The following is a 12,987-nucleotide window of genomic DNA, read 5'->3' as shown; positions in this document are numbered from 1 at the left end:
ATGCGGGCGTACTCGATGACCTGGAACATCTGCGCGATGCCCTCGTGGACGTCGCCGACGAGGGTGCCCACGGCCGGCGCCTTCTCGCCGAAGGTCACCTCGCAGGTCGCCGAGACCTTCAGGCCCATCTTGTGCTCGACGTTGGTGACGTAGACGCCGTTGCGCTCGCCGAGCTCGCCGGTCTCGAGGTCGACCTGGAACTTCGGGACGAGGAACAGGCTGAGGCCCTTGGTGCCGGGGCCGCCCTTGCCCTCGACGCCGACCGGGCGGGCGAGGACGAGGTGGAAGATGTTCTCGGGCCAGTCCCAGTCGGCGCTCGTGATGAAGCGCTTCACGCCCTCGATGTGCCAGGTGCCGTCGGGCTGCTGGTGGGCGGTGGCGCGGCCGGCGCCGACGTCGGAGCCGGCGTCCGGCTCGGTCAGCACCATGGTGGCGCCCCAGCCGCGCTCGATGGCCAGCTCGGCGAAGCGCTTCTGGTCGGCGGTGCCGTTGCGGTAGAGGATCTGCGCGAAGGCCGGCCCGGAGCTGTACATGTAGATGGCGGGGTTGGAGCCGAGGATCATCTCCGACACCGCCCAGATGAGGCTGGGGGGCGCTCCCAGGCCGCCGAGCTCCTCGGTCAGCGGGAACTTGTCCCAGCCACCCTGGTGGTAGGTCTCGTAGCTCTTGGTGAACGACGCGGGCAGCGTCACCGCGCCGCTGTCCTTGTCGAACTCCGGCGGGTTGCGCGAGGTCGTTCTCGCTGAGGCGGGCGACCTCCTTCAGCACGTCGCGCGCCGAGTCCTTGTCCAGGTTCTTGAACGGCCCCTGGCCGAGGGTCTGGTCGGCACCGAAGACCTCGAAGAGGTTGAACTCGATGTCGCGCAGGTTGCTCTTGTAGTGGCCCATCTGGGCGTGCTCCTCATAACGGGTCGAGGCGGGTGTACTCGCCGGTAACTTCATGGTGCTACCCGCTGGTAACAATTGCAAGCGCCCGATCGGCGCAACGCGCGCTGCGCGCTGGCGTGACGGTGAGGTGGTCCTGCCTGACGTATCGTCCGGGGTCGCGAGAGGAGAGCCCGGTGGGGAGCAGGACGGTCAGTGCTTGACGCCCATGCGCCCGGTGTAGTCGGTGCGGGCGAGCAGGATGGGCTGGGCCTCGGTGGCGAAGTACTCCTCGACCGCCCGTCGGGCGCCGTCCCAGTGGCCGAAGTCGTCCACGATGAGCACGCCGCCGGGCGACATGCGCGGGTAGAGGTGCCGCAGCTCGTGCAGGGTCGACTCGTACCAGTCGGTGTCCAGCCTCAGGACGGCGATGTCCTGGGGCACCGTCGCGGGCACGGTCTGCTCGACCGGTCCGGCGACGAAGTGGATGCGCTCCTCCGGGTACCCGGAGCCGAGCACAGCAGCCCGTACGAAGTCCAGGTCGTAGATCTGGGCATCGAAGGCCCATCCCCACGGAGTCGCGCCGTCCGGTGTCTGGGTCCAGGTCTCGCCTGCCGGCGGCTCGAACGGCGACGTGTCCTCCGCGCCGGGCGCGGTCATCCCCTCGAAGGTGTCGTACAGGTACACGTCGCGATCGGTCACCCCGAGCCGTTGCAGCACGCGGATCATCGCCAGGACCGACCCGCCCCGCCACACGCCGCACTCCACGATGGCGCCGGGCACCTGTCGCTGGACGGCGTACGCGACAGCATCCATGTTGGCGACCAGCCGCTCGGTGCTCAGCATGGTCAGCATCCGCACCTCGGTGAGGATCTGCTTCTCGTCGCCGGTGAGGACGCTCGACGCAGCCGGTTGAGCTGGGGCGTCAGGCACCCCGGACGGCTGGTGCCCCCGAGCCGCCAAGACGCGCCGACCGACTGATCTGATCCGCATGCAGCCCTCTCCCCGGTTCCTGACCACGCGGCCCGCGAAGGTGCACGCCGCCCGTCCATGGTCGCAGTTCTCGCACGTGAGCCGTGAGATCGAGCGGGTGGTGCGCGACCTGTCCGCAGCGGGGTCGCTCCGAACCGGGCAAACGGTCCTCGACTACGGCAGCGCGACGAGTCCTTACCGTGCTCTGTTCCCCGGCGAGGTCAGCTACCTCGCGGCGGACCTTCCGGGGAACGCGCTGGCCGATCTCGAGCTGCGCCCCGACGGGACGGTGCCGCTGCCGGACCACTCCTGCGACGTGGTGCTGTCCACCCAGGTGCTGGAGCACGTCGAGGACCCCGACCTGTACGTCGCGGAGTGCGCCCGGCTGCTCAACGACACCGGGTCACTCGTGCTGTCGACGCACGGGATCATGTACTACCACCGCGACCCCGAGGACTACTGGCGGTGGACCATGGCCGGCCTCACCCGGCTGCTGTCGCGCCATGGCCTGGACGTGGTGGAGCGACGAGGCGTCCTGGGCCTGCCGGCCACCGGGTTGCAGCTGTTCCAAGATGGCCTCTATCACTCGCTGCCGCGACCCGCTCGGCCTCTGTTCGCGCTGCTGATGCAGCTGCTGGTCAAGGTCGCCGACAGGCGCTCGACCGCTCAGGCGCGAGAGGAGAACGGGATGGTCATCGCGGTCCGTGCGGTCCGGCGCACCGGAAGCGCGTAGGACCGGCGAGCGCTGGTCGACATCGGCGGCAGGATGCGCCGATTGTCCACGTTCCTCGGCCGCGGTCACGTGATACGCCCTAGCCCGCTACAGCCGGGCCCGGACAGGCTCGGGTCATGACGGCGGTCGACCTGGGGCAGCGCAGCCGACTCGCGCAGCAGCACGACGAGCAGGTCGTGGAGGCCGCCGCCGGCGGTGACGCAGCGGCCTGGGCGGAGCTCGTCGACCGCTACGTCGAGCTGCTGTGGCGGATGGCCGAGCGGCTGGTCGGGGCTGAGCAGGCTCAGCAGGTGTCGGAGGTGGTGTGGCTGCGGCTGGCGAACCGGCTGCCGGACCTGCCGGGCGTGACGCGGGTGCGGCTGTGGCTGCTGCAGGCGGTCTGGGACGAGTGCGCCCGGCTGCACGTGGCGTGGGGCGTGCCGACGCTGGTGCTCCCGCCCGCGGAGGAGCCGCTGCCGTGACCAGCGCCGCAGCCGACAGGGGACCCGCGCACCGGGGCTTCGGGTCGGTCCCCGTGATCCAGGTGCGGCTCGGACGGCTGAGCATCGAGGACGTCGGCACCTTCCGCGACGTCATGAGCGGCTTCGCGGCGGTGCCGGTCGTCCGCGTGGTGGTCGACCTCACGGATCTCGACGACCAGCACGAGACGACGGTGTTCGCGATCCTGGTGAGCGCGGCCCGGGGGCTGCAGCGGCGGGGCTCGTCGCTGGAGCTGCTCGGTGCCGGCGAGGCGACCCAGCGCTGGCTCAGCGAGACGCCTGCCGTGACCGCTCTGGAGCACGGCAACCCGGTGCCGGACGGGACCCGAACCCTGCAGATCGGCCGGCTGCCATCGCGGCCGGTCGCACGCTAGGCGAGCTGGCGCAGCGGCCCGCGCTGCTTGAGCAACGACACCGCGGCGCGCCCGAGCAGGTGCTCGTCGTCCTCGGTGTCGCCAGGCGCCGCGACGGCCACGCCGGCGCGCAGCGTGACGCGGCGGTCGTCCAGCAGGTTCTGTCCCGCCAGCCGGGTGTTGACGCGCTCGACGAGCGCCAGCGCCGTCGAGGACTCCGCCTGAGGCAGCAGGACGAGGAACTCGTCGCCGCTCCACCGCCCCACGACGTCCTCCGCCCGCACGCAGCCCTGCAGCTGCTCGGCCACGGCCCGCAGCACCCTGTCGCCCGCCGCGTGCGAGTGCTGCTCGTTGAGCTGCCGGAAGCCGATGACGTCCAGCATCACCACCGCCAGCGGCAGGCCGTGCCGCGAGCAGTGCGCCCGCCACGTCGTGAGCTGGTCCGACACCCCCCGCCGGTTGCGCAGCCCGGTCAGCGGGTCGTGGTCGGTCAGTCGCCGCAGCTCGTCCACCAGGGCCTTGGTGCGCAGCGCCGCCTGGGTCCGCGCCAGCACCTCCTCGTGCCGGAACGGCTTGCTGAGGTAGTCGTGGGCGCCACTGTGCAGCGCCTCCACGACGAAGTCGGGGTCGGTCGTGGACGTGACGATCACGACCGGTACGTCGCGGGTGGCGCTGTCGCCCTTGAGCTGAGCGAGCAGCGCCATTCCGTCGCCGTCCGGCAGGTGCCGGTCCAGCAGCACCACGTCCGGCGGCCACGTACGCGCCCACTCCAGCCCCTCCGCGCTCGTGGAGGCCTCCGCCACCACGTGCCCGATCTCCCGGAGGTCGCGGGCCAGCACCGTGCGCGCCACACCGTCGTCCTCCACCACGAGGATGCGACCTGTGACGTCCTCACGACGTGCCATGGACCCTCCTTGCTGCTCGGTCGGGCGACCGTATGCGCGCGTGACCGTGCCGGACCTGAGCCGATGTGACTAGCCCATCGAGGGTCCTGGGAGCGCAGCGTCGTACGACGTCGGGGCCTGGCACCCGGAACCTCTCCGGGGCTCGGTCGTTAGCCTGAGCAGGCTGGATGACGGAAAGGACGGGTTCGTGCGCTTCACGCTGCGTCGCTGCGCGGCCCTCGGCGTCGTCCTCGCCGCGGTCGCCGGCCTGCTTCTCGCGCCGCCGTCCGCCGCGTCGACAGGGAAGCGCTTCACGCCGCTGCGCCTCCACGGGCAGCCGATCCGGGGCATCAGCATCACCGAGATCACGCAGTTCGCGGCCCTGGCGATCCCGGACTTCCAGCGGATCAAGGCCGACGGCTTCAACATGGTGTCGATCTACGCCTACCGGTTCGTGGACAGCTACACGGCCAACGAGCAGAAGGCCGGCGCCTTCACCGAGCCGGACGCCTCCCTCGAGCAGGCCATCGACGCAGCGCACCAGGCCGGACTGGCGGTCGAGCTCTCGCCGACCCTGTGGGTCGGCTCGCCGCTGGGCACCTTCCAACCGCGCGCCCGCATCCAGCCGAGCGATCCCAACGCCTTCTTCGCCTCGTACCGCAGCATGGTCGACCACTACGCCGACATGGCTCAGAAGCACGGCGTCGAGCTCTACGGCCTTGGCAGCGAGCTGACGTCGATCGAGAGCATGGCATCGCAGTGGCGCCGGGTCGCTGCCGAGGCGCGCCGGCACTACCGCGGCCCTCTCACCTACTTCACGATCACCAACGTGGTCACCAAGGTGTCGTGGTGGGACGCGGTCGACTACCCCGGCATCTCCCCGTACGTCTCCCTCGGCACGCAGGCGGCGCCCAGCTACGACCAGCTCGTGCACGCGTGGCGCACGGTCCACATTCCCAACCTGATGAGGATCCAGCAGCAGGTCGGCCGACCGCTGCTCGTCGCCGAGACCGGCTACGCCTCGTCCGAGGGGACGATCACCCACCCCGAGAACGGTGCCAACCACAACGGCGCGCCCAGCGAGCAGCTGCAGTCCGACGCCTACCGGGCGCTGCTGGACACCCTGATGCGGACGAAGGGCTTCGACGGCGTCACCTTCTGGCGCTGGTCGGTGAAGGAGCTCGGCCCGGTCGACAAGGGCTTCTCGCCCAAGGGCAAGGCGGCCGAGTGCATGCTGGCGAAGCGCTGGGCCCCCGCTGGACAGTCCGCGCTCCAGTGCGGCCCGCTCGGGCACGTCCTGCTCTGAGCCGCGACCCGGCGGGTTGCTGATGCGCATCCTCGTTGCCGTGCCCACGGCGCGTCGGCTGCCGCAGCTGGCCCGGCTGCTCGACGCCTTGCCCGCCGCCGTGTCGGGGATCCGGGCCGATGTCCTCGTCGTCGACAACGCCCCTGAGCACCCGGCCCGTGCAGTGGTCGCCGCGGCGCCCCTCCCGGTCCGCTACGTCGTCGAGCCGCAGCCCGGCAGCGCCCACGCGCGCAACCGGGCGTTGGCCGAGACCGACGCGAGCGTCATCGCCTTCCTGGACGACGACGTGGTCCCGCACGCAGGCTGGCTGGCTCCGTTGCTGCGTGCCCTCGAGGACCCGGGGACCTCCGCCGTCGGCGGCCCTGTCCTGCTCGACCCCGAGGCGCACCGCCCGGCCTGGTTCGACGAGGAGGGCATCGGGGGCTACCTCAGCAGGCACGAGCTCGACACGGCGAGCCGGGACCTCCGCATCGGGGAGTACCTGCTGACGGCGAACGCCGCCTTCGACGTGGACGCTCTCCGGTCGGTGGGGGGCTTCGACCCCCGGCTCGGTCCCCGGCCCGGCAGCCAGCTCGTCGCCGACGACGTCCACGTGGTGCGCGCCCTGCAGCGCGCGGGCGCCCGGGTGCGGTGGGAGCCGGAGTCGGTCGTCACGCACGAGCTGCCGGCTGAGCGCGCGCGCCGTCGATGGCTGCTGCGACGCGCCTACCTGCAGGGCCGTAGCGACTGGCTGCTCGACCGTGAGCTGCTCGAGGCGCGGCGGCTGGGTGGCGCCCGCGTGGCCCTGAGCTGGCTCGGCGCGGAGGCGGCGCGGCGTCGCGCGGAGGGACTCAGCCGCGCCGATGTGCGGTTCCACCTCGCTACGGACGTGTCGCGCGCCGTCGGGGCAGTGCGTGAAGGGGTCGGCTGGCGCATAGGGTGACCCGGTGGTCGAGCCCTTCCGCCCGGACCGGGCTTCCCGGTGGTGGGGGTTCGGGGCGCTGGCTCCGCTGGCTCTTGTGATCGCCTCCTTGCTGGTGGTCATCGCCACCATCACGGGCTATGCGGTCGCTGCGAACCGGACGCCGACCTATGCCGCGCAGGCTGCGACCCTTCTCGACCAGCCGTTGACGGTGGCGCAGTCGCAGGACGCAGGTGTCGTCGACAAGCTCTCCCGGCTGCGGCTGAAGTACGCAGGGATCCTCAAGAGCGACGTCGTGGTGAAGGTCGCGGCCACGGCCACGGACCTTCCTGCGGCGAAGGTCGCGGACGCCGAGTTCGCCCGGATCGACCAGGGGTCGCTCCTCCTCTACGTGGGCGCCACGGCGAGCACGGAGTCAGGTGCAGAGCGCTTGGCCGACGCGTTGGCGCAGGCGCTGGCCAGCTACGTCGCGCAGGAGCAGGTGAGGGCGCAGATCGCGCCGCGTGACCGGGTGTCCCTGCAGGTCGTCGCCCCCGCCCGTACCGCTGTGCAGGTGCTGCCGACCCGACGCCAGAAGGCGGTCAGTGCGCTGTCCGCCGGGATCGTCGCCTTCGTGGTGCTGGGCGGCGCGCTCGACATCATGCGCCGTCGTCGACGCTAGCGGCTGTCGGTGGGCGCCCTCCTGCTGGTCGTCACGGCGGTGCTCTGCGTCGCTGCACTGAGGACCTCTCCCAGGACGGCGCTGGCGGTGGTCCTCTTCTCCATCGCGCTCGTCCCCGGGAGCTTGACCGTCCCCGGAGCACCCGGCGTGCTCACGGTGCACCGGCTCGTGCTGCTGGCCGCGGGCGCCAACGTCGTCCTCCGGCGCCGTCGCGGCCAGCTGCGCTGTGGCCTCCTGCTCTGGTCTGGCGTCTGCTGCTCGTCGTGGGGCTCATCGGCGTTCTAGGGGTCGGGATCGTGTCGGGGCAGACCGACGCGGGTGCGGCCACCCGGGTGTGGGAGACGCTCGTCTTCCAGCTGGTCACGCTCGTCGTCGTGCTCTGGCTCGTCCGCGCGACCGACGACCTCGTCTTCGCCGCCACCCTTGTCGTCGCGGCTGGCGTCGCCACCGGTCTGATCGCGTGGGGAGAGGTCGCCACGGGCTCGTCGTACGCACGCTGGTGGTTTCACCTGCGTCCGTCGCTGCTCGGCAGCGACCAGGCGCAGGTCCTCGCGACCCGCTCGGGCCACGTGCGGGTGCGCGCTGCGTCCGACTTCGCCTTGGCCTTCGCGTGGACCACCGCCGCCCTGGTCCCCCTGCTGCTGGTCCTGGCCTCCCTGCGCCGCCGTGGCCGCGCCCTCGTCATCGGTGTCGGGCTCCCGGTGCTCGTGGCAGCAGTCCTGCTGACCTACAGCCGCACGGTCGTGGTCCCCCTGGTCCTCGTCGTGGTCCTGCTGGCGGTGCTCCTGCGCGATCGTGGGGTCCGCGCCGCCGGCGTGGTCGTGCTCGCGGTCTGCGCCTTCGAGCTCGCCACCGGGTCGGGGTTCGCGAGCGAGCTGACCACCGCCGCGGACACGGGCTCGATCGCTGTGCGCGTCGTGCGGCTGCCCCTCGTCGGCAGCCTGGTGGCCCCGCACGCGTGGACGGGTCTCGGGTTGAGCGGCCTCGCCTCCCGGGGCGTCAGGGTCACCGACTCGTCGTACCTCCTCTCCTACGCCGAGGTCGGGGTGCTGGGCCTTGCGGCCCTGCTGGCGGTCCAGCTCGGTGCGGTGGGCTCCGCGGTGCGGGCCGTGCGGAGCCCGGTCCGGGAGGAGCGCCTGCTGAGCCTCGGCTGCGGTCTCGGCATGCTGCTGCTGCTAGGGGGGACGTTCACGTTCGACACGTTCTCGGTGCCGGCAGCGGCGGAGACGTTCTGGATCCTCGCGGCGCTCGCCCTGTGCGCTCTCGACGGTCAGCCGACGCCCAAGGTCTTGACGACGCGGGCCCGTGGGGCGCTCCTCCTGGTCGCGGTCGTCATCGGCCTCGGGCTGCACGCGGCGGCGCCACGGCACGTGGCGAAGACGTGGCAGTTCGAGGGGCTGCTGCCCTACGACGCGACCGTCCAGGCCGCCACCTTCACCGGGACGCAGCTGCGGGGAACCTTCTGCTCACTGGCGCAGATCGAGGCTGCCGGGTTGCGCGTGACCTGTCAGCAGAACGGCGACGCGCCAGGGCAGGGCCTGCTGCGGATCGAGGGCCGGACGCTCGCCGACGTCATGGCGGCGCGCGACCGGGCGCTCGAGGCAGCCAGGCGGACGCGCCAGCTGTCCCTGATGACCCTGTACGAGCGGGGTCCTGCGCAGTCCGGAACGCCCACCGGCCTCCGGACGGCGCCAGGGTGGTTGCCGCTGCTGGCGGGCATCTGGCTCCTGCCGGTCCCCGGACCCCGCCGGCGCGCGGCATGACTGCCCTCTCCGTCGTCATCCCCTGCCACGACCGGGCAAGGCTCCTGGGGGGTTGCCTCGACTCGCTGTCCGCGACACCGACCGCGGAGGTGATCGTCGTGGACGCTGCCTCACCTGGCACCGACGTCCAGGCGGTCGCTGAGCACTACGGCGCGCACTACGTCCGGCAGGAGGCTCGCGGCGCCAGCGCAGCACGCAACGCAGGGGCCCGCCAGGCGAGTTGTCCGCACCTCGCCTTCCTCGACGACGACTGCCGCGTCCTCCCGGACTGGGCGGAGTTCGTCGTGGCGGCTCTGCAGGAGCTGGACGCCGTCTGCGGCCGCGTCGAGGCGCACGGACCGGGGCACCTGTCCGTCCTCACCGACCCCAGCGCCTCCGACTACGGGCTGAGCACTCCCGTTGCCGCCCTCGGTCACGGGGCCAACCTGGCGGTCCGGGCCGAGGCCTTCGCGGCCGTCGGGGGCTGGGACGAGACGCTCGGACCCGGCACTGCCGTCCCCGGGGGCGAGGACAAGGAGCTGCTGGTTCGCCTGCTGTGCAAGGGATTCCGGGTCGGGTACCGACCGGAGCCAGCCGTGGAGCACGTCCAGTGGCGGAACCGACGGCAGGTGCTGCGGGCCGAGCTGGGCTACGCGCGAGGGTCGGGGGCTCTTGCCGCCCGCGGCCTTGCGGTGGGCGGCGCGCGGGACGAGCTCCGGACGGCCGTTCGCGACCTCCGCCACGGCTACCAGCTGGGCGCTGTCGCGGGGTTGCTGCGGGCGGTCGGCATCGTCTGGGGACGACGGACGTGATCGTGGTCGACGGTCGCGTCCTCGGTGGCCAGGCGACCGGCATCCAGCGGGTGGCGCGTGGGCTGCTCGACGCCGCCGGCGACCTCCCCCGGCTCGTCCTGGCGCCGCACGGGACGCGCGACCCCCGGGTCGACCGGCAGCTGCCCGTGCGGCAGGGGCGGCTCTGGGAGCAGGTCGTGCTGCCGGCCGTTGCCGGACGGCGCCTCGTCCTCTCGCTCGCGAACACCGCGCCGCTCGCCGCCCGGCACAGTGCCGTGCTCGTCCACGACCTCGCGCCGCTGCTGCACCCGGAGTGGTTCCACCCGCGGATGCGGCTGTACGCCCGGGCGGTGAGCGCGGCGGCGCGTCGGGCGGACATCGTCCTCGTGCCGTCGCGGGCGGTCGCGGAGGAGCTGGCCGCGGTCCTCGGGGTCACGGGGGCGGCGGTCGTGCGTCCCGCGGTGGAGGGCTCACCGGCGACTCCGGCAGCGGTCGAGGAGCTGCGTGCGCGCTTCGGGCTGCACCGCCGGTACGCCGTCCTCGTGGGGTGGGGCGACCCTCGCAAGGACGCCGGCACCGCTGTCGCCGCGCACCGCCTGGTGCGCACCGCCGTCCCGCACGACCTGGTGCTGATCGGCGAGGCCCACCCGAACCTGGCGACGGTCCAGCGACCGCCCGACGACACCGTCCGGGTGCTCGGCCGCCTCAGCGATGCCGACCTCGGGGCCGTCATCACCGGTGCAGACGTGCTCCTCCACCCCTCGGTGTACGAGGGCTTCGGGCTGCCGCCGCTGGAGGCTTGGGTGCGCGGCACGCCCGCCCTCGCGGCGGACGTCGCGGCAGTGCGGGAGGCGACCGAAGGCCAGGCACGTCTGCTGCCGCCGCGCGACGTGGCGGCTTGGGCGGCCGCTCTCGAGGCAGCGCTGACGGTCGGCCTGCCGGTCCCCGACCTGCCGCGCTGGTCCTGGGGCGACGCCGGAGTCTCTCTCCGCAGCGCACTGGGCGGCTGACCCTATGGTTCTGCGGGTGGAGAACGTGCCCCCCGACGATCGAAGCCCTCGCGCCCTGCAAGAGCGGGTCGCTGAGAACCCCGCGTGGTACCACACGATCGACCTCGGTGAGGGCGTCACGACCGAGGGCTACGTCGACTGGCGCGGGCGCGCGGGGGCCATCCTCCCCGCGGACCTCACCGGCAAGCGCTGCTTGGACGTCGGCACCTACGACGGCTTCTGGGCCTTCGAGATGGAGAAGCGCGGCGGGAACGTGGTGGCGATCGACCTCGACCAGCTCACGAGCACCGAGTGGCCGCCGATCAACCGCTCGCGCCTCGAGACCGACCAGGCGGCCATGGGGCTGGAGCTCGGTCGCGGCTTCCGCATCGCCCACGACGCCCTGGGGTCGAGCGTGCGGCGCGTCATCTGCTCGGTCTACGACCTGACTCCGGACGTGATCGGCGGGCCGGTCGACATCGTGTTCCTGGGAGCCTTGCTGCTGCACCTCAGGGAGCCGATCAGGGCACTCGAGGCGATCCGCGGCGTGCTCGCGCCAGGAGGCACCCTTCAGGTGCTCGAGTGCGTGTCGCTGCGGGAGACCCTGCGCGCTCCTCGGACGCCGGTCGCCGCGTTCGAGCCGCTGCGCTACGACTTCAACTGGTGGCGCCCCAACGTCGCCGGTCTGCTCGCCTACCTCACAGCGGCGGGGTTCCACGACGTCCGTCGCGGCCGGCTGCACCGCCCGCCCGCCCGCCCGGAGATGCGCACCTGGTACGCCACAGCGCGGGCCACTGCGCCGGGACAGGCCTAGGGACGAAGCCGCTCCGCCAACGTGACGGTGGTCTCCGCGACGTCGGCGGCCAAGACGCCCGGCAGCACGAGGTACCGGCGCAGCCGACCGCTGCTGCGGGGCGTCAGGCAGGTCCGCTCGTGCGCCCACGGCAGCGCGAGCAGCGCGGCCCGCCGGTCCTTCGCCGCCAGCCCGAGCCCGAGCACGAGCAGCGCAGCCTCGAGGTGGCGCCGCTGCCAGAAGACGCCGCCGAGGAGCAACCGCGCCCGGGCTCGCGGATGGTCGGCCAGGACGCGGGACGCCGCGCGGACCCGTGCCACGCGGTCCTGCGGCTGCTCGTCCAGCGGTACGAAGGCGACCGCCTCCCGGGTGCGGAAGGGGTCGACCCCCGAGGCCACGAGCCGCACGGCGAGGGACAGGTCGGACAGGTCCGGGTCCTTCTCGGCGTCGCCGAAGCCGCCGACAGCCTCCAGGTCGGACCGCAGCACCGCGAGCTGCCGGGAGGTGACGAGGGGGAACTCGGGGCCTCCGCGCCACAGCTCGCGGTAGGGCGGGGTCAGGGACAGCTCGACGTCCTCGCGCCGCAGGAACCGCCCGGAGACCAGCCGACGACCCCGTGCGGTGGCGCCGGCGAGCACCGTGACCCAGCCGCTGTTGGGTACGAACGCGGCGTCGAGGTAGGCGACGGCTCGGCCTCGGGACGTCCGCCAGGCGATGTCGCGGCACTCCCCGTGACCCGTGGTGGGGTCTGCTGAGACGACGCGGGTCGTGAGGTGACGGGAACCGGCCAGCGTGGCGAAGCGGCCGGTGCTCGAGGCGTCGACGATGACGAGCTCGAAGCTGTCCGGCGGCGCGGTCTGGTCGACCAGTGCCGCCAGCAGCTCGTCGAGCGAGCCCGTCGTGTCATCGACCACGACGCACACCGACACGCTCAGGGGCGGCGCCTGCCCGGCTTGTGCTGACACTGCTCGTGACCCCCTTCCCTCGGACGTCACCACCGTACGGGTCAGAGCACGAGCGTCCGGTTCCGCACCGAGCCCTCGAGCATCGCGGCGATCTCGGCCAGACCGACGATGAGCTCGCCCGGCAGCACGGCGGCGGCCTCGAGCTTCGTCTCGGTGCCGACGTGACAGGTCCGGGCGTGCACCCAGGGGGCCGCCAGCGCCAGCGCCCAGGCCGGGCGCCTGGTCGCCAGTCCGGCCAGCAGCAGCAGGAGGAAGGCGTGGTCGCGCTTCCAGAAGACCCGCCAGGTCAGCAGCTCGCTCCTCGCCCGCGGGTGGGCCTTCACCACGCGTGCCAGGTCCGACCACCGTCGCTTGTCACGCACGGCCCGCCACACGCCGCTCGGGATCACGTCGTGGTGGACCAGCGCGCGGTCGGAGAAGGCGAACGTCGAGCCCCAGTCCTCGAGCCGGAGGTTGAGCTCGGTGTCCTCCCCGGCGGCTCGCGCGAACCCCTCGTCGAAGCCCCCGACCGCCTCCAGCGACGCCCGGGGGATGAACAGGTTGGCAGCGGCGAA

Annotated in this window: 15 protein-coding genes and 1 pseudogene; 11 read left to right on the top strand and 5 right to left on the bottom strand. The window is 72.6% G+C overall.

The genetic code is table 11. From position 1 onward, the window contains the following. Positions 1–888: pseudogene (locus JF597_RS01090) on the bottom strand (acyl-CoA dehydrogenase family protein); the annotation flags it as partial. Between the two features lie 189 nt (positions 889–1,077). Then, positions 1,078–1,797, bottom strand: a complete 720-nt coding sequence (locus JF597_RS01085) for a TylF/MycF/NovP-related O-methyltransferase (protein WP_293986869.1) — start codon at positions 1,795–1,797, stop codon at positions 1,078–1,080. A 58-nt stretch (positions 1,798–1,855) separates the two neighbouring features. Here JF597_RS01085 and JF597_RS01080 point away from each other — a divergent pair, with 58 nt between their 5' ends. From JF597_RS01080 to JF597_RS01070, 3 genes are all read left to right on the top strand, one after another. Further along, positions 1,856–2,569: a methyltransferase domain-containing protein gene (locus JF597_RS01080; protein ID WP_293986866.1), complete on the top strand. Its 714-nt coding sequence runs from the start codon at positions 1,856–1,858 to the stop codon at positions 2,567–2,569. A 116-nt stretch (positions 2,570–2,685) separates the two neighbouring features. After that, positions 2,686–3,030, top strand: coding sequence for a hypothetical protein (locus JF597_RS01075; RefSeq protein WP_293986863.1), 345 nt, complete (start codon positions 2,686–2,688; stop codon positions 3,028–3,030). After that, positions 3,027–3,422 carry a hypothetical protein gene (locus JF597_RS01070; RefSeq protein WP_293986860.1) on the top strand — a complete coding sequence of 132 codons (396 nt, stop codon included), beginning with the start codon at positions 3,027–3,029 and terminating at the stop codon, positions 3,420–3,422. Before JF597_RS01075 ends, JF597_RS01070 begins: the two co-directional genes overlap by 4 nt. On the opposite strand, the gene JF597_RS01065 is transcribed toward JF597_RS01070, so the two are convergent. Further along, on the bottom strand, positions 3,419–4,306 hold the full coding sequence (locus JF597_RS01065) for a diguanylate cyclase (protein WP_293986857.1): 888 nt from the start codon (positions 4,304–4,306) through the stop codon (positions 3,419–3,421). The two genes, JF597_RS01070 and JF597_RS01065, sit on opposite strands and share 4 nt — an antisense overlap. A gap of 187 nt (positions 4,307–4,493) precedes the next feature. On the opposite strand from JF597_RS01065, the gene JF597_RS01060 reads away from it, so the two are divergent. From JF597_RS01060 to JF597_RS01025, 8 genes are read left to right on the top strand one after another with little or no spacing between them, the layout of a single operon-like run. Then, a complete protein-coding gene (locus JF597_RS01060; RefSeq protein WP_293986854.1) occupies positions 4,494–5,591 on the top strand; it encodes a hypothetical protein in 1,098 nt (365 codons plus the stop codon). A gap of 40 nt (positions 5,592–5,631) precedes the next feature. Further along, entirely contained in the window at positions 5,632–6,513 is an 882-nt protein-coding gene (locus JF597_RS01055) for a glycosyltransferase (RefSeq protein WP_293986851.1), read from the top strand. A 4-nt stretch (positions 6,514–6,517) separates the two neighbouring features. Then, entirely contained in the window at positions 6,518–7,153 is a 636-nt protein-coding gene (locus JF597_RS01050) for a hypothetical protein (protein ID WP_293986848.1), read from the top strand. Positions 7,154–7,162: 9 nt separating this feature from the next. Next, positions 7,163–7,438, top strand: coding sequence for a hypothetical protein (locus tag JF597_RS01045; protein ID WP_293986845.1), 276 nt, complete (start codon positions 7,163–7,165; stop codon positions 7,436–7,438). Positions 7,439–7,449: 11 nt separating this feature from the next. Further along, positions 7,450–8,916: a hypothetical protein gene (locus JF597_RS01040; RefSeq protein WP_293986843.1), complete on the top strand. Its 1,467-nt coding sequence runs from the start codon at positions 7,450–7,452 to the stop codon at positions 8,914–8,916. Next, the gene (locus JF597_RS01035) at positions 8,913–9,707 is read left to right on the top strand and encodes a glycosyltransferase (protein ID WP_293986841.1); all 795 of its coding nucleotides are present in this window, start codon (positions 8,913–8,915) and stop codon (positions 9,705–9,707) included. Before JF597_RS01040 ends, JF597_RS01035 begins: the two co-directional genes overlap by 4 nt. 2 nt (positions 9,708–9,709) lie before the next feature. Further along, entirely contained in the window at positions 9,710–10,696 is a 987-nt protein-coding gene (locus JF597_RS01030) for a glycosyltransferase family 1 protein (protein ID WP_293986838.1), read from the top strand. Between the two features lie 16 nt (positions 10,697–10,712). Then, a complete protein-coding gene (locus JF597_RS01025) occupies positions 10,713–11,489 on the top strand; it encodes a methyltransferase domain-containing protein (protein ID WP_293986835.1) in 777 nt (258 codons plus the stop codon). Here JF597_RS01025 and JF597_RS01020 read toward each other — a convergent pair. Beyond that, positions 11,486–12,382 (bottom strand): glycosyltransferase, encoded by an 897-nt coding sequence (locus JF597_RS01020; RefSeq protein ID WP_293986832.1) that lies wholly within the window; start codon positions 12,380–12,382, stop codon positions 11,486–11,488. The two genes, JF597_RS01025 and JF597_RS01020, sit on opposite strands and share 4 nt — an antisense overlap. 92 nt (positions 12,383–12,474) lie before the next feature. Next, the coding region (locus tag JF597_RS01015) for a glycosyltransferase family 2 protein (RefSeq protein ID WP_293986829.1) at positions 12,475–12,987 on the bottom strand (513 nt) is incomplete at its 5' end.

The sequence above is a fragment of the Streptomyces sp. genome (assembly GCF_019510245.1).
Taxonomy (GTDB): domain Bacteria; phylum Actinomycetota; class Actinomycetes; order Streptomycetales; family Streptomycetaceae; genus Streptomyces.
This window is presented reverse-complemented; position numbering and strand designations above follow the sequence as displayed.

Coding starts and splice junctions, on each gene's coding strand:
- JF597_RS01080 (WP_293986866.1), top strand. CDS start 1,856: ATGCAGCCCTCTCCCCGGTTCCTGACCACGCGGCCCGCGAAGGTGCAC.
- JF597_RS01075 (WP_293986863.1), top strand. CDS start 2,686: ATGACGGCGGTCGACCTGGGGCAGCGCAGCCGACTCGCGCAGCAGCAC.
- JF597_RS01065 (WP_293986857.1), bottom strand. CDS start 4,306: ATGGCACGTCGTGAGGACGTCACAGGTCGCATCCTCGTGGTGGAGGAC.
- JF597_RS01035 (WP_293986841.1), top strand. CDS start 8,913: ATGACTGCCCTCTCCGTCGTCATCCCCTGCCACGACCGGGCAAGGCTC.